The organism is Crossiella sp. SN42, from assembly GCF_023897065.1.
In the GTDB taxonomy this organism is placed as follows: Bacteria; Actinomycetota; Actinomycetes; order Mycobacteriales; family Pseudonocardiaceae; genus Crossiella.
Genome location: NZ_JAMHIV010000001.1, coordinates 269,997 through 286,437, shown reverse-complemented (window position 1 = coordinate 286,437; position 16,441 = coordinate 269,997). Strand labels below are relative to the sequence as shown.

Genomic DNA, 16,441 nt, shown 5'->3' with positions numbered 1-16,441 from the left:
GTGGACACTGGTTCACCTCGTGGACATGGCTGGCGGGATCAGGCGGTGAAGGTGATGCGCTGGGTGTCGAGGCCGCGCACCACCACGTGCCTGCGGTAGCTCAGCGAGTCCTCGTGCACGTGGAAGTCGCGCAGGCGCTCGGCGACCGTGCGGAAGACGATCTCGGCCTCCAGCTTGGCCAGGCTGTTGCCCAGGCAGTAGTGCGCGCCGACACCGAAGGCCAGGCCCATGCTCTTGCTGCGCCGCTGGATCCGGAACTCATCGGCCTGCGGGAACTCACGTTCGTCCCGGTTGCCCGAGCCGATCACCAGCGTGATGATGGTGTCCTTGTCGATGTCGATCCCGTTGACCCGCTTGCCTTCCAGCGCTACCCGGCCGATCAGCAGGATCGGGCAGTCGTAGCGCAGCGACTCGTCGACGCAGTCGATGGCCAGCGACGGGTCCTGGCGCAGCAGCTCCAGCTGATCGGGGTGGCGGGAGAGCGCGAGCAGGCCGTTGGTGATCAGGTTGGTGGTCGACTCGTGCGCGGCGATGAACACCGTGGCCACCGTGTTGGTGATCTCGCGCCGGGACAGCTTGCGGCCCTCGTGCTCGGTGCGGATCAGGCTGGAGATCAGGTCCTCGCCGAGGTTCTTGCGGCGCTTGAAGATGAGGTCGGCGAAGTAGGTGTGCACCGTGGTTGAGGTCTGGGTGAGCCGGATCAGCTCGTCCCTGGTGAAGACCTCCGCGTTGTGGAAACTGGCCACCAGCGTGGGCAGCTCGGTGGACAGCGCCATGTCGCTGGACCACGCGCGCAGCAGCGGGATGTCCTCGGCCGGGATGTCCAGCAGCTTGGCGATCACGCCGAGGGACAGCGCGGTGGCCAGGTCCTCCACCCCGTCGAACTCGCCGTCGGCGATGAACTTGGCGAACAGCTCGTCCACGATCCCGGTGATCCAGGGTTCGTAGCGGGCGGTGATCCGCGGGGTGAACGCCTTGGTCACCAGCCTGCGCTGCCTGCCGTGCGCGGGATCGTCGAGGAAGAAGATGGAGTTGAGCACCGGTTCCTCGGTGGCCTCCGGGAACACCTTGCGCATCGCCGGGGAGGCCAGCGTGTCGTTGCCCATGGCGGCGTGGTCGCGCAGGATCGCCATGCAGGTGGCGTAGTCGCTGATGATCAGCGACCCGTCCTCGGTCTCGATCGGGCCCGACTCCCGCCACTTGGCCAGCAGCGGGTACGGGTCGGCGAGGGTTTCCGGCTCCAGCAACCTGTAGAGCGGGTTGTCGCGGCTGGCGACCCTTTCCTGGACAAGGCTCATCGTTCCCGCTTCCTCCGTCATCGTTCCTCGGCGAGCACGCCGTCGATCAGGTCGAAGATCTCCTCGTCGGTGGCGCTGTCCAGGTCCGGCGCCACCGGCGCGGCCTGCTCCCGCGCCTGCCAGGACCGCAGGATCCGTTCCAGCGTCCCGGTGATCGCCTCACCCCGGCCGACCGCCGAGGGCCGCAGCCCGGCCAGCGCCTGCTCCAGCTCGTAGAGCCGGGTCATGGTGGCGCGCACCGCGTCCCGCACCCCGCCGCCGAGCGCCTCGATGAGGTGCCGGGCGAGGGCCACCGGCGTCGGGTGCTCGTAGACCACGGTCGCGGTCAGCTCCGCGCCGGTCGCGGCGCTGAGCCGGTTGCGCAGCTTGACCCCGGCCAGCGAGTCCAGCCCCAGCTCACGGAAGGACCGGCCGGGCAGGATGTCCGCGGCGCGGTGCCCGGAGACGGCGGCGATGTGCGAGATCACCACCTGAGTCAGGTAGGGCTCGCGCTCCTCGGCCGGTATCTCGTCCAGCCGGATCCGTTGTGGCGCACTGGGTTCTTCGGCGGGCTGGACGCCGGACAGGTTGTCGCACAGGCGACTCGGGCGCAGGCCGGTGGCGAAACGGGGCCAGTCCACCTCGGCGATCGCGTACTCGCCTCCGCCGGCGGCCAGCGCGCGATCGAAGGCGGCCACGGCGGACCCGGCCGCCATCGGCCTGATGCCCCGGGCCAGCCAGCCGGAGGCCAGTTCCGCCGAGGCCATTCCGGTGCTGTCCCAGGGACCCCAGGCCAGGCAGGTGGCGGGCAGGCCCTGCGCGCGCCGCCGGTGGGCGAGGGCCTCCAGGACGGCGTTGGCCGCGCTGTAGTTGCCCTGGCCGGGGGAGCCGACGGTGGCGGCCAGGGAGGAGCAGAGCACGAAGAACTCCAGCGGGTGCTCGCGGGTGAGCTCGTCCAGGTGTCGAGCGCCGCCGACCTTCGCGTCGAAGACGGTGGCGAAACGGCTGGGGGACAGGGAGTCCAGCACACCGTCGTCGAGCACCCCGGCCGCGTGCACCACGCCGGAGAGGGTGTGCTGCCGCAGCAGCGCGGCCAGGGCATCCCGGTCGGTGACATCGCAGGCGGCGATGGTGACCTCGGTGCCGGTCAGCTCGGCGCGCAGTTCCGCCGCGCCGGGCGTGTCCGGTCCCTGGCGGCTGATCAGCAGCAGGTGCTTCGCGCCGTGCGCGGCCAGGTGCCGGGCCAGGTGACGACCCAGTCCGCCGAGGCCGCCGGTGATCAGCACGGTCCCGGCCGGAGCCACCGTGGTGGCCGGTCGAGCGGGCACGATTGCCAAGCGGCGCACGAAGATCCGGCCGTTGCGGATGGCGGACTGGTCCTCCCCGCCGAGTGCTGCGCGCAGCGCGCGGAAGTCCACTTCGGACGGTTGAGTGGGCAGGTCGACGAGTCCGCCCCAGCGGCCGGGGGTTTCCAGCGCGGCCACCCGGCCCAGTCCCCACACCGCGGCCTGATCCGGTTGCGGCACATCCTGTTCGCGTGTCCGGACCGCGCCCTGGGTGATGGCCCAGACGGGAGTTCCCTCCGGCACGGCTTGCAGCAAGGCGAGGGTGGCGGTCACCGAGTGGGGCACTGTGGTTTCGGCAGCCTGATCGAGCGCCAGCAGCGAGACGATTCCGTTGGCGGGTGGGAGTTCCTGGCCGGTGTAGGGCAGCACCTCGGCATCCAGCGCCGCGGCCACCGCGCCGGTGATCTCCGCGCACCGCTCGCCCGGCGGTGCGAGCACCAGCCAGGGACCGGCCGGGGCCGCGGCGGGCTCGGCCGGAACCCAGTCCACCACGTGCAGCAGCGGGTCCGTGGCGTTGCGCACCGGCAGCCAGAACCGCTCGCGGCTGAACCGGTAGCCGGGCAGTGGCACCCGCCGCCCGCCCGCGCACCAGGCGGCCCAGTCCACCGGGACGCCCCTGGTGTGCGCGGCGGCGAGCGCGCGCAGCAGCGACTCCACCGCGGGCCGGTCCTTGGGCAGCACCGGCAGGAACGCCGCCTCCGGCTGGGTTTCCTGGCCGAGGGCGCTGAGCGTGCCGCCCGGTCCGACCTCCAGGTAGGTGGTGGCGGCCAGCGCGGTCAGGCAGTCGTGGAAGCGGACCGGGTGGCGGGCCTGCCGCACCCAGTACTCCGGGCTGCGCAGGTCCGCCCCGGTGGCCGCGCGCCCGGTGACCGAGCTGACCACCGGGATGGTGGGTTCGCGGAACTCCAGGGTGTCCAGGACCTCCCGCAGTGGCGCGAGCACCGGGTCCATGTGCGGGGAGTGGAAGGCCTGGGCCACCGCGAGCCTGCGGGCGTGCGGGGCGCGCGCGGCCAACGCGAGCACCACGTCCTCGGTGCCGGAGAGCACCACCGAGTCGGGTCCGTTGACCGCGGCGATCGCCACCTCGGACTCGTTGCCACGCAACAACTCCCTGGCCTGCTCCTCGGTGACCCGGATCGAGACCATCGCCCCCGGCCGGCCCAGTTCGCGCATCAGCCTGCCCCTGGCCGCGATCAGCGCGCAGGCATCGGCCAGCGACAGCACACCGGCGGCGTGCGCGGCGGCCACCTCGCCGACCGAGTGCCCGGCCAGCGCGTCCGGCCGCAGGCCGAGCGCGGTGAGCAGCCGGAACAGCGCCACCTCCACCGCGAACACCGCGGCCTGGGTGTGGTCGGTGCGGGTCGGCTCGCCGTCGAAGACCAGCTCCCGCAACGGTCGGTCCAGGTGCCGGTCCAGTTCCGCGGCCACCGCGTCGAAGCCCTCGGCGAACCGTGGTTCGCTCCGGTACAGCTCCGCGGCCATCCCGGCGTGCTGGGCGCCCTGGCCGGGGAACAGGAAGGCGGTCGCGCCCCGCCGCACCTCGCCGGTGATCGCCGTGCCCTCGGTGATCGCGCGGTGCAGCTCCGCCCGGTCCGCGCCGAGGTAGACCGCGCGGAAGGGCAGCTGGGCGCGGGTGGTGGCCAGCGAGTAGGCCAGGTCGAGCGGCTCGCCCGGCTGGTCGAGCAGGGCTTCTGCCTGACGCTCCAACGCTTGCGGGTCGGTTGCGGACACCACCCAGGGCAGTAGCGGTGGCGCGGTCGCGGGCTCGGGTTCCGGCTCGGCTGGGGGCTGTTCCAGGATCAGGTGCGCGTTGGTGCCGCTGATGCCGAAGGAGGAGACGCCTGCCCGGCGCGGCCGTCCGGTTTCCGGCCAGGGCAGAGATTCGGTGGCGAGTTCCACCGACCCAGCGGACCAGTCCACGTGCGGGCTCGGCTCGTCCAGGTGCAGCGTGCCGGGCAGTACCCCGTGCCGCATGGCCAGGATCATCTTCAGCACGCCCGCGACTCCGGCGGCGGCCTGGGTGTGTCCCAGGTTGGACTTGGCCGAGCCGACCAGCACCGGCCGCTCCCGGTCCTGCCCGTAGGTGGCCAGCAGGGCCTGTGCCTCGATCGGATCGCCCAAGGTGGTCCCGGTGCCGTGTGCCTCCACCGCGTCAACGTCCGAAGTGGACAGTCCGGCGGCGGTCAGCGCGTCCTGGATCACCCGCCGCTGCGCGGCCCCGTTGGGTGCGGTGAGGCCGTTGGAGGCGCCATCGGAGTTGATCGCGCTGCCGCGTAGCACGGCCAGCACCCGGTGGCCGTTGCGGCGGGCGTCGGAAAGCCGTTCCAGCACCACGAGTCCGGCGCCCTCGCTCCACGCGGTGCCGTCCGCGGCACTGGCGAAGGGTTTGCAGCGACCGTCCGGGGCCAGCGCGTACACCTGGGCGAACTCGGCGAACAGGGTGGGCGTGGTCATCACGGTCACCCCGCCGGCCAGTGCCAGCGAGCACTCCCCGCTGCGCAGTGCTTGCGCGGCAAGGTGCATGGCCACCAGCGCCGAGGAACAGGCGGTGTCCAGCGTGATCGCGGGTCCCTCGAAGCCGAAGAAGTAGGCCAGCCGCCCGGAGGCCACACTGCTGGCGTTGTCGATGGAGACCTGTCCGCTCAGGTCCTCCGGCACCTCGTGCACCCGGTGCCCGTAGTCGCTGCCCATGGTGCCGGTGAACACCGCGGTCCGGCTGCCGTGCAGTCCGGCCGGATCGATGCCTGCCGACTCCAGCGCGTGCCAGGCGACCTCCAGCAGGATCCGCTGCTGCGGGTCCATCACCAGCGCTTCCCGCGGCGGAATGCCGAAGAAGCCGGGATCGAACTCCGCCGCGTCGGCCAGGAAACCACCGTGCCGCACCGAGCTGGCCCCGGCGTCCCAGCCCCGGTCCGCGGGGAACTCGCTGATCACGTCGCGGCCCTCGGCCAGCACCGTCCACAGTTCGTCCACTGTGGACACACCGCCGGGGAAGCGGCAGCCCGCGCCGACCACGACGATCGGATCATCTTGCGGGGCAATGACAGGCGAGGCGGTCTTGGTCGTCGGCGAGCCAGCCCCGGCCAGGTGCGCGGCCAACAGGGCGGGCGTCGGGTGGTCGAACACCGTGGTCGCGGGCAACCGCAACCCGGTGGCCGCGCTGAGCCGGTTGCGCAGTTCCAGCCCCGTCAGCGAGTCGAAGCCGATGTCCCGGAAGGCCCGCTCGGGATTGACCTCCCCGGTGCTGCCCAGCACCGTGGCCACCGTGCGCAGCACCAGCTCCAGCACGGCGCGCTCGTCACCCGGCACAAAGGCCACCGGTTGCGCCTGCTTCGCCGCGGTCGGCCGCTTCGGCCCCAGCAGCCCCTCGAAGATCGCCGACCGGTCGCCGTGCTCGCCGAGGTCGAACCGCGCGGGCACGGACAGCGGCGGCCCGCCCAGCGCCGCGTCGAACAGCGCCAGTCCGTGCGCCGGTGCGATCGGCCGCAACCGGGCCCGGCTCAGCCGCGCCCGATCGGCCGCGCCGAGGTGCCCGGTCATCCCGGACTCGGGTGCCCACAGTCCCCAGGCCATCGAGGTCGCGGGCAGCCCACGCGCCCGCCGGTGGTGGGCCAGCGCGTCCAGGTAGCTGTTGGCCGCCGCGTAGTTGGCCTGCCCCTGCGTGCCGATCACCCCCGCCACCGAGGAGAACAGCACAAACGCGGCCAGGTCCAGGTGCTGGGTCAGCTCGTGCAGGTGCCAGGCGCCCTCAACCTTGGGGCGCAGCACCACATCCAGCTGCTCGGGGGTGAGCGTGGCCACCGGGCTGTCGGCCAGCACACCGGCGGCGTGCACCACCGCGGTGAGCGGGCGCTCGGCCGGAATGCCGTCCAGCACCGCGGCCAGCGCCTGCCGGTCGGTGACATCGCAGGCCACCACCCGGACTTCGGCCCCCGGCAGCTCCGGTGCTTTCGCCGCCCGCCGCCCGGTCAGCACCAGGTGCCGGACCCCGTGCGCGGTCACCAGGTGCTCGGCCAGCGCCCGCCCCAGGGTCCCGGTGCCGCCGGTGATCAGCACCGTGCCAGCCGGATCGAGTCGCGGCGGCGCACCGGCGGCGACCCTGGTCAGCCGGGGGACCAGCACCTGCCCGTCGCGGAGGGCTACCTGTGGTTCGGGACAACCGAGCGCGGTGTCCAGCTGGGCCGGGTCGTCCAGGTCCACCAGCCGGAACCGGCCGGGGTGCTCGGTCTGCGCGGTGCGCACCAGGCCCCACACCGGGGCCGCCGTCAGGTCGACGTCCTCCGCAGGCCCGGTCGCGATCGCGTTCCTGGTGACGATGGCCAGCTGCCCGTCCCGGTCCGCGGCCAGCCACTCGCGGATCCCGCCGAGCACCTGGTGCGCCCCGGTGCCGTGCAGCACCTCGGTCGGGCCGGGGTCGGCCCGCCGCGATGACGGCGTCCAGCCGACCTGGAACAGCGACCGGTCGCTGCCGGTCAGCAGCCCAGTTCGCAACGGCCGTAAGGACATCGTCTCGATGGCGCACACCGCGCCGGAGAGCGCGTCGGTGATCTCGACGCGGAAGGCGTCCTGACCGGTTGGCGTCAACGCGACCCGGATTGTCGTCGCGCCAACGGCGGCCAGCTCGACACCGGCGAAGGAGAACGGCAGCCGGAGCTCGTCGTCCGCGCCGAGCAGCAGCGGGTGCAGGGCGGCGTCCAGCAGCGCGGGGTGGATGCCGAAGCGACCGGGCCCGGCGGGCAGCTCGACCTCGGCGTAGCGGCGCTCGCCGTCGCGCCAGGCCCGGCGCAGGCCCTGGAAACTTGGCCCGTACTCGTAGCCCAGTTCGGCCAGCCGCGCGTACGCGCCGTCCAGGTCGATCTCCTCGGCGGCCGGGGGCCAGGGAATCGCGGTCGTGGTCGTGGGTTCGCCGGGGCCGAGGGCGCCGGTGGCGTGCCGGGTCCAGGCCGCGTCGCGGTCCGGCCGCGCGTGCACCGCGAGGGCTCCCGCGCCGTCGACGGTCAGCTGGAGTTCGATCTCGCCCGTGGCGGGCACCGCCAGCGGCCGCTCCACCGCCAGCTCCACCAGCCGTGGCAGGCCCAGCAGCTCGCCCGCGTGCAGGGCCAACTCCGCGAAAGCCGTTCCTGGCACCAGCACCGTGCCGTGCACCGCGTGATCGGCCAGCCACTGCAACGCCCGCAGCGACACCGAGCCGGTGCCCACCAGCCCGTCGCCACCGGCCAGCACCACCGCCGAGGTGAGCAGCGGGTGGCCCGAGGTGGCAGGCGCGCTCGCGGTCGGCAGCAGCCAGAACCGCTCGGTCTGGAACGGGTAGGTGGGCAGGCTGGTCGGCCGCGCGCCGGGGAAGACGTGGTCCAGCCGCAGGTCGACGCCGTGCACCTGGGCCTCGGCGGCGGCCAGCAGGAAGCGCTCCAGTCCGCCTTCCTCGCGGCGCAGGGTGCCCAGTGCGACGCCGTCCAGGTCGAGCTCATCCAGCAGCTGGCGCAGGCCGACGGTGAGCACCGGGTGCGCGGAGCACTCCAGGAAGGTGGTGTGCCCCAACGCGATCAGGCTGCGGACGGCCGAGTCGAACTTCACGGTCTGGCGCAGGTTGCGGAACCAGTAGTCCGCGTCCAAGATCTCGGACTCGCCGGAGACGGTGGAGTGGAAGGGAATCTCGGCGGGGCGCGGTCTGATCGGGGCGAGCGCGGCGTGCAGCTCCTCGCGCAGCAGGTCGACCTGGGGGGAGTGCGAGGCGTAGTCCACCGGCAGGCGGCGGAAGCGGATCTCCTCGGCCGCCAGCTCCTCGGCCAGTTCGGCCAGCGCACGCGGATCGCCGGAGAGCACCGTGGCCTCCGGCCCGTTGACCGCGGCCACGTGCAGTCCCGGCCAGCGCTGGATCCGGCGCTCAGCCGCCGCTCTGGACAGGGCGACCGAGGCCATCCCACCCAGGCCGGACAACGCCCGGATCGCCTTGGCGCGCAAGGAAACCACCAGCGCGCCATCTTCCAGTGACAGCGCACCGGCCACCGTGGCGGCGGCGATCTCGCCCTGCGAGTGCCCGACCACCGCGACCGGCCGCACGCCGTGCGCCTGCCAGAGCGCGGCCAGTGAGACCATCACCGCCCAGGTCGCGGGCTGCACGATGTCCACTTCGGACAGTGCGGACTCGTCGGCGAGAACTTCGGTCAGCTGCCAGTCCACAAAGGGGGACAACGCCTGCTGGCACTGCGCCATCCGCTCGGCGAACACCGGGCTCTCCGCGAGTAGCCGCACCGCCATGCCGGTCCACTGGGTGCCCTGGCCGGGGAACACCAGCACCGGACGCGCCTCCCGCCGGGCCGTGCCGGTGAGCACCCCCGGCGCGGGCTCGCCCTCGGCCAGCGCGGCCAGTCCAGCGCGCAGGGATGCCGGATCCGCGCCCAGCACGGCGGCCCGGTGCTCGAACCGGGATCGGCCGGTGGCCAGGGTGAACCCGGCGTCGGCCAGAGAGGTCTCCGTGGCCAGGTGCGCGCGCAGCCGGGAAGCCTGTTCCCGCAACGCGGTCAGCGTGGTCGCCGACAGCAGCAGCGGCACCACCGGCGGTGCCGCGGCGGGCGGCGCGGGCTCGGGAGCCTGTTCGAGCACGACGTGGGCGTTGGTACCGCTGATGCCGAAGGAGGACACCCCGGCCCGGCGCGGACGGGCGGTCTCCGGCCACGGGGTGTGCTCGGCCAGCGGGAGCACCGCGCCGCTGGTCCAGTCCACGTGCGGGCTCGGTTCGGTGAAGTGCAGGATCTTGGGCAGCACGCCGTGCCGCATCGCCTGGGCCATCTTGATCACCCCGGCCACCCCGGCCGCGGCCTGGGTGTGCCCGGTGTTGGCCTTCACCGAGCCCAGCAGCAGCGGGCGGTCCCGGTCCTGCCCGTAGGTGGCCAGCAGCGCGCCGGCCTCGATCGGGTCGCCGAGCCGGGTGCCGGTGCCGTGCGCCTCCACCGCGTCAACGTCCACAGTGGACAGACCTGCGGTGGCGAGTGCCTCCCGGATCACCAGTTCCTGCGCGGGACCACTGGGCGCGGACAGTCCGTTGGACGCGCCGTCGGAGTTGACCGCGGTGCCCCGGACGATCGCGTGCACTCGGCGTCCGTTGCGCACGGCGTCGGAAAGCCGTTCCAGCACCAGCATCCCGGTGCCCTCGGCCCAGGCGGTGCCGTCCGCGGTCGCGGAGAACGGCTTGCACCGGCCGTCCGGGGCCAGCCCGCGCAGCCGGGAGAACTCCACGAACATCTCCGGCGTGGCCATCACGGTCACCCCGCCGGAGAGCGCCAGGCTGCTCTCACCCGCGCGCAGCGACTGGACCGCCAGGTGCAGGGTGACCAGCGAGGAGGAGCACCCGGTGTCCACGGTGATCGCGGGCCCGCGCAGCCCGAGCACGTAGGCCAGCCTGCCGGAGACCACGCTGGCGGTGTTGCCGGTGATCAGGTGCCCTTCCAGCCCCTCGGGCACGGTGTGCACCCTCGGCGCGTAGTCGTGCATCATCGCCCCGGCGAACACCGCGGTCCGGCTGCCGCGGATCGAGGCGGGGTCGATCCCGGCGTCCTCCAGCGCCTGCCAGGCCGAGGTGAGCAACAACCGCTGCTGCGGATCGGTGGTCAGCGCCTCCCGCGGCGACAGGCCGAAGAACGCGGCGTCGAAGTCACCGGCCTGCTGGAGGAATCCGCCGTGCCGGGTGTAGGACTTACCGGGCCGATCCGGATCGGGATCATAAAGGGAATCAAGGTCCCAGCCGCGGTCCGACGGCATTTCCCCGATCAGGTCCGCGCCCGAGATCGCTGCCTGCCACAACCCGGCCGGAGTGGTCACGCCGCCGGGATATGTGCAGGCCATACCCACGATCGCGATCGGCTCTCCCACGCACTGCTCCCCAGGTGCTCGGTTCCGGGTGGACAGGAATCAAGCTTGTTCCGAAACTTCCCCGGAAATACCGGGAAGCCTGGGAATTGCGTGTTTCTGCCAGTTGTTCTTCCGGAATCGGTTACATCGCGGGAGTCTATGGCTGGAACCGGTCATCGCCTAGCTGATCGGCGAAAAATAGGGGTACCTTCGTCGGCAGCCCCTATCGAATTCGCTGATATCAAAACCCCTGCGGGTCGAGCAGGCGGCTGCGGCTGTTCGACAGGTGCACCCGCATCGCCGCCCGCGCGCCCTCAGGGTCGCCGAGGGCGATGGCGGCGTGGATGTTCTCGTGCTCGCTGACGATCCGGCCGAACCGCTGCTCGTCGGGGAAGAGCCGGTAGTGCGGGATGACGATCATGCCGGGCCCCGAGGCGGTGGCCAGGTCGGCGAAGTAGCGGTTTCCGCTGGCCAGGGCGATGCGCAGGTGGAACTGGAAGTCGGCGTTGACCGCCGCGCTGGGGTTGGCCGCGGCCGCGGTGAACTCGGCAAGGGCCGCGCCAAGGTCGTGCAGCTGCGCCTCGGTGCGGCGCTGGGCGGCCAGTGCCGCGGACTCGGTCTCCCAGCCGATGCGGAACTCGATCAGCTCGACCACGCCCTCGACGGTCAGCTCACCGTCCTTGGGCGGCTCGAACCGGGCGGTGCTCGGCTGGGCCAGCACAAAACTGCCGCGGCCGTGCCTGGTCTCCACCAGCCCGGCGGCCTGCAACCGGGACAGCGCCTCGCGGACCACGGTGCGGCTGACCCCGTAGGCCTGCACCAGGCTGCCCTCGGTGGGCAGCTTCTCGCCCGCCCGGATCACGCCCTCCCTGATCCGCGCGGTGAGCCGTTCCACCAGCTCCTCGGTGCGGCTCATCCGGTGATCACGCAGCTGTCCACGGTCCAGGCCGCGACCTGGTCGCTCAGGGTCAGGCCGAGGCCGGGCCGGTCAGGCACCAGCATCCGGCCGTCGGCGAGTTCCAGGCGCTCGTTGAACAGCGGTTCCAGCCAGTCGAAGTGCTCCAGCCAGGGCTCCAGCGGGTAGGCCGCGGCCAGGTGCAGGTGGATCTCCATGGCGAAGTGCGGGGCCAGCTGCAGCCGGTGGTGCTCGGCGAGCGCGGCCAGTTTCAGGAACTGAGTGATGCCGCCGATCCGCGGCGCGTCCGGCTGGATGATGTCCGCGCCGCCCGCCCTGATCAGCTCGGCGTGCTCGGCCACGCTGGCCAGCATCTCGCCGGTGGCGATCGGGGTGTCCAGCGCGGCCGCGAGCGCGGCGTGCCCGGCGTGGTCGTAGGCGTCCAGCGGCTCCTCGATCCAGGTCAGGTCGAAGGCCTCCAGCGCCCGCCCGAGCCGCTGCGCGGTCGGCCGGTCCCACTGCTGGTTGGCATCGACCATCAGCGGGAAGCCGTCGCCGAGCCGCTCGCGCACCGCGCTCACCCGCCGCAGGTCCACTGTGGAGTCCGGATGGCCGACCTTGATCTTGATGCCGCCGATGCCGCGTTCCCGCGCCGCGGTGGCGTTGTCCAGCACCTGCTCCAGCGGGGTGTGCAGGAAACCGCCGGAGGTGTTGTAGCAGCGGACGGAGTCCCGGTGCGCGCCGAGCAGCTTGGCCAGCGGCAGCGCGGCGCGGGTGGCTTTGAGGTCCCACAGCGCGATGTCCAGCGCCGCGATCGCCTGGATGGACAGGCCGCTGCGCCCCACCGAGGCCCCGGCCCACACCAGCTTGTCCCACAGCCGCCCGATGTCGTTGGGATCCTCGCCGATCAGCTCCGGCGCCACCTCGCGGGCGTGCGCGTACTGGCCGGGGCCGCCCGCGCGCTTGGAGTAGCTGAAGCCGAGGCCGCGGTGACCGCTCTCGGCCTCGATCTCGGCGAACAGGAAGGCCACCTCGGTCATCGGCTTCTGCCGGCCGGTGAACACCTTCGCGTCGCTGATCGGCGTGCTCAGCGGCAGCCGGACAGAGGACAGGCGGACCTGCGTGATGCGATCGATGGCCATGCGCGAGATCGTACAACCGGCTTGGTGGTCATACAACTAGTCGAAAGTACGCCACCACAGGTGCGCGGCCAGGCCCAGACCGGCCAGCGCGATCGCGATCCGCAGCGGTTTCTCCGGCAGCCGCCGCACCAGCGCCGGTCCGATCCAGCTGCCGGCCAGCGCGCCGAGCGCGAGCAGGGCCGCGGCCGGCCAGTGCACCGGGGCCAGCACGGCGAAGGCGAGCCCCGCGGTGAGGTTGGCCGCGCCGGTGAGCACGTTCTTGACCGCGTTGGTCACCGGCAGCGGCTCGGTGGTGAAGGCCGACAGCACGGCCAGCGACAGCACACCGGCCCCGGCGCCGAAGTACCCGCCGTAGACCGCGACCAGCGCGATCGCCCCGGCCAGCGGCACCGCCGAACCAGGACCGCCGCCGCGCCGCCGGGCCCGCTCATCGGCGATCTCCCGCAGCCGGTCCCTGGTCAGCAGCAGCACCGAGCCCAGCGCGATCAGCCAGGGCACGATCCGCTCGAAGGTCTGCGCCGGGGTGGTCAGCAGCAACGCGGCCCCGGCCGATCCGCCCAGCACGGCCAGCCCGGTGAGCCTGAGCAGCCGGCGGCCCTGCCCCCGCAGTTCCAGCCGCGAGCCAGCCGCGCTGCCGATGGTGGTGGAGAACATGGCGACGGTGTTGGTCACGTTGGCCGCGATCGGCGGCAGCCCGAAGGCCAGCAGCGCCGGGTAGCTGAACAGCGAGGCCAGCCCGGCCATCGAACCAGCCAGCCCGGCCGCGACGCCGGCCAGCGCCAGCAGGAGGTGATCGAGGAAGGGCAACGGTCAGGTCCGGGTAGCCGCTCGCACGGTCGCACTGTAGCGATCTCTGGTGGGGTCCAGGTGCGACCGTCGGTTGGCGCTGCCCAGCCCGGGTACCCCTGCGCCGGAGCAAGGCGAGAGGGAGGGAGACGACCATGCGGGTGCGGGATGCCGTTGTCGTGGTCACCGGCGCCTCCAGTGGCATCGGCCGGGCGGCCGCGCTGGAGTTCGCGGGCAAGGGCGCCTCGGTGGTGCTGGCCGCGCGGCGGGCGGAGGCGTTGCGGGAGGTGGTGCGGGAGTGCGAGGCCGCGGGTGGGCGGGCGCTGGCGGTGCCGACCGATGTGGCCGACGCCCACCAGGTGAACAACCTGGCCCGGCTGGCCGCGGAGCGGTTCGGCCGGATCGATGTGTGGGTCAACGCCGCCGCGGTGTCGGTGTTCGCGCCGTTCGAGGAGATCCCGCTGGATGACTTCCGGCGGGTGCTGGATGTCAACGTGATGGGCAGCGTGCACGGGGCCCGCGCGGCGCTGCGGTACCTGCGGGACCAGGGCCGCGGTGTGCTGGTGAACGTCTCCTCGGTGGTCGGCGCCGTGCCGCAGCCCTACACCGCGCCCTACGGCATGTCGAAGTTCGCCGTCCGCGCGCTGGGCGTGAGCCTGCGCCAGGAACTGCGACTGGCCAAGGCGCACGGCGTGCGGGTGTGCACCGTGCTGCCCGGCACGATCGACACCCCCTTCTTCGCGCACGCGGCGAACTACACCGGGCGCCAGGCGCTGGCCATGCCGCCGGTGTACTCCCCGGAGCGGGTCGCCAGGGCGATCGTCAACCTGGTGCGGGTGCCCCGTCGGGAGGTCGTGGTCGGCCCGGTGGCCCGCGCCCTGATGGTGCAGTCGAAGTTCTGGCCCGGCTTGACCGAGAAGCTGACGGCGTTCCAAGTGGACCGCTCGCACCTGTCCCGGGAGCGGAGCGCGGACCCGACGCACGGCAACCTGCACGAGCCCGCGCCGGGGACCGGCGAGGTGCACGGTGGCTGGCACGGCGGGCGGCGCACGGCCGTGCGGCGGGTCGCCACCGGCGCGCTGCTGCTGACCGGCGCCGCGCTGGCCATCGCCAGGGGCAGGCGGTAGTACTCGGCCGTCAGCGGTCGAGGAGGTCTCGCAGACTGGGTCGCAGCGGGGCGGAGGCGACTGGCGCCCAGGCGGCGAACAGCTCCCGGAAGTAGTCCCCGTGCTTGGCCAGCAGACCCGGGTCCTGCTCGAGCACGTCCAGCTCGTTGACGATGCTGAGGTCGACGAACTCGGTCAGCCGCGCACCGTCGAGGGTGCTCACCCCGCCGGTGAAGCGGTCGGTCACCGCACCGGTGGCGGCCAGGTGCGGCCAGCTGCGGTCCCGGTCGCAGGAGCCGTACCGGTAGACCAGCTCCTCGGCCGGGTCGCCGATGAGGGCGCGCAGCGGGGCGCGGTCCTGCCAGTCGAGCAGGGCCAGGCCGAAGCCGTCGGTGCCGTAGGCGGCGTGGGTCAGCCCGGCCAGCTGCACGGGGGAGCCGTGACCCAGCTCGGCGAGGCGGTCCCGCACCCGGCACAGGTGTGCGTACAGGGTTCCGCCCGGATGCGGGATCGCCTCGGTTCCCTTGTGCCGCAACCATGCCTCGACCTCGGCGTGACCGTTCACGATCGGATTGTAGGCCGCGCGTCCCGGGGATGAGTCGTGGATCTCTGGGTACCTGATGGGGCATGACCGACCTGTCAGAGCTCGCCGCCGGCGACGAGGCCACCGCCGAGGCCGTTGGCAAGATCAGCGAGGCGTTCGAGGCGGTCGAACGCGCTCGCGGCGCCCTCTACACCTTCCACCAGCTCACCGGCACCGCCGACTTCGCCCTGGAAGAGGGCATCGAGAAGCTGCGCAAGCTGGGCCAGGAGGAGCTGGCCGCGGACCTGGAGCGAGAACTGCTGGGGCGCAACGTGTTGCCGGGGCGGTGGACCTTCCAGGTGGTCGAGGACTACGACGACACCTACTACGAGGTGTTCCGGCAGTACGTGGCGCGGGCGCGGGAGCTGACCGGCGGCCGCCGCCACAGCTGGGAAGCCAAGCTCAAGCAGCGTCGCCGGACACCGCGGGAGCCGGGGCACGAGGCCGATCCCGGGCAGGCGGACTGATCCGCTCTGGAAAGCTAAGGGGATGACCGCAGAGCGATCGATGCCCACCCAGGACCAGGTGCTGGGCTACTTCAGCACGCTGTCGAACTGGGGACGGTGGGGCGAGGACGACGAGCTCGGCACGCTGAACCACATCACCGACGAGGTCCGGCTGGCGGCGGCGCGGGCCGTGCGCCACGGCCGGAGCGTGTCGTGCGGGTGGGAGGTCGCCGTGCCGGAGGAGATGGAGCGGTCGACGACCTCGTGTCCGTGCGCCGCCGACATGCCGGGTGCGGAGAACATGCCCCTGCCCGGGTTCCGCAACGACCGGCGCTGGGGTTTCTCCAACGAGCGGCTCGGCATCATGTTCCACGGCAACACCATCACCCACGTCGACTCGCCGTGCCACCTCTTCTGGGACGGCCAGATGTACAACGGGCGATCGCACTCCTTGGTCGACGCCGCAACGGGATCGGCCTGGGCGGCCGTCACCGCGGCGGCGGACGGGATCATCACGCGCGGAGTCCTGCTGGACATCGCCAAGGTCCGCGACGTGCCGTGGCTGGAACCGGGACAGGGCGTGTTCCCCGAGGACCTGGAGGAGGCCGAGCGTCGCCAGGGCGTGCGGGTGCGCCCCGGCGACGCGGTGCTCCTGCGGACCGGCTACGGCCGCCTCCGGCACGAGGCTGGTGCGACGGGCGGTGTCACCCAGGCGGGCTGGCACGCGTCCTGCCTGCCGTGGCTGCGTGACCGGGAGGTGGCGCTGATCGGCGCGGACACCCCGCAGGACGTGCAGCCGTCGGGGTATGCGGACGTGCTGATGCCGGTGCACGCGGTGGGCCTGGTCGCGATGGGGTTGTGGCTGCTGGACAACTGCGATCTGGAGGCGTGTGCGCGGACGGCTGCGGAGCTGGGGCAGTGGGACTTCCAGCTCGCGGTCGCGCCGGTCCGCTTCGCCGGCACCTCGGGCAGCCCGGTCAACCCGATCGCCACCTTCTGACCGCGGTGCCCG

General features: G+C 72.7%; 8 protein-coding genes and 1 pseudogene. 3 read left to right on the top strand and 6 right to left on the bottom strand.

Annotation, left to right across the window (positions count from 1 at the left end; genetic code table 11):
• Positions 1–38: 38 nt before the first annotated feature.
• From M8C13_RS01155 to M8C13_RS01135, 5 genes and pseudogenes are all read right to left on the bottom strand, one after another.
• On the bottom strand, positions 39–1,298 hold the full coding sequence (locus tag M8C13_RS01155) for a cytochrome P450 (protein ID WP_252478513.1): 1,260 nt from the start codon (positions 1,296–1,298) through the stop codon (positions 39–41).
• 17 nt (positions 1,299–1,315) lie between these two features.
• A pseudogene (locus M8C13_RS01150) lies at positions 1,316–10,486 on the bottom strand (SDR family NAD(P)-dependent oxidoreductase); the annotation flags it as partial.
• 226 nt (positions 10,487–10,712) lie between these two features.
• Positions 10,713–11,387, bottom strand: a complete 675-nt coding sequence (locus tag M8C13_RS01145; protein ID WP_252478511.1) for a FadR/GntR family transcriptional regulator — start codon at positions 11,385–11,387, stop codon at positions 10,713–10,715.
• Positions 11,384–12,508, bottom strand: coding sequence for a mandelate racemase/muconate lactonizing enzyme family protein (locus M8C13_RS01140; protein ID WP_252478510.1), 1,125 nt, complete (start codon positions 12,506–12,508; stop codon positions 11,384–11,386). Before M8C13_RS01140 ends, M8C13_RS01145 begins: the two co-directional genes overlap by 4 nt.
• 36 nt (positions 12,509–12,544) lie before the next feature.
• Complete coding sequence (locus tag M8C13_RS01135; RefSeq protein ID WP_256508389.1) at positions 12,545–13,315, bottom strand: sulfite exporter TauE/SafE family protein; 771 nt, start codon at positions 13,313–13,315, stop codon at positions 12,545–12,547.
• A gap of 134 nt (positions 13,316–13,449) precedes the next feature.
• On the opposite strand from M8C13_RS01135, the gene M8C13_RS01130 reads away from it, so the two are divergent.
• Entirely contained in the window at positions 13,450–14,421 is a 972-nt protein-coding gene (locus M8C13_RS01130) for an SDR family oxidoreductase (RefSeq protein WP_252478509.1), read from the top strand.
• A gap of 10 nt (positions 14,422–14,431) precedes the next feature.
• Here the strand turns inward: M8C13_RS01130 and M8C13_RS01125 are convergent, their stop codons facing one another.
• A complete protein-coding gene (locus M8C13_RS01125; RefSeq protein ID WP_252478508.1) occupies positions 14,432–14,965 on the bottom strand; it encodes a DUF6817 domain-containing protein in 534 nt (177 codons plus the stop codon).
• 62 nt (positions 14,966–15,027) lie between these two features.
• On the opposite strand from M8C13_RS01125, the gene M8C13_RS01120 reads away from it, so the two are divergent.
• Positions 15,028–15,450, top strand: a complete 423-nt coding sequence (locus tag M8C13_RS01120) for a hypothetical protein (RefSeq protein WP_252478507.1) — start codon at positions 15,028–15,030, stop codon at positions 15,448–15,450.
• A 22-nt stretch (positions 15,451–15,472) separates the two neighbouring features.
• Positions 15,473–16,429 (top strand): cyclase family protein, encoded by a 957-nt coding sequence (locus M8C13_RS01115; protein WP_252478506.1) that lies wholly within the window; start codon positions 15,473–15,475, stop codon positions 16,427–16,429.
• The last annotated feature ends 12 nt before the right edge of the window (positions 16,430–16,441 follow it).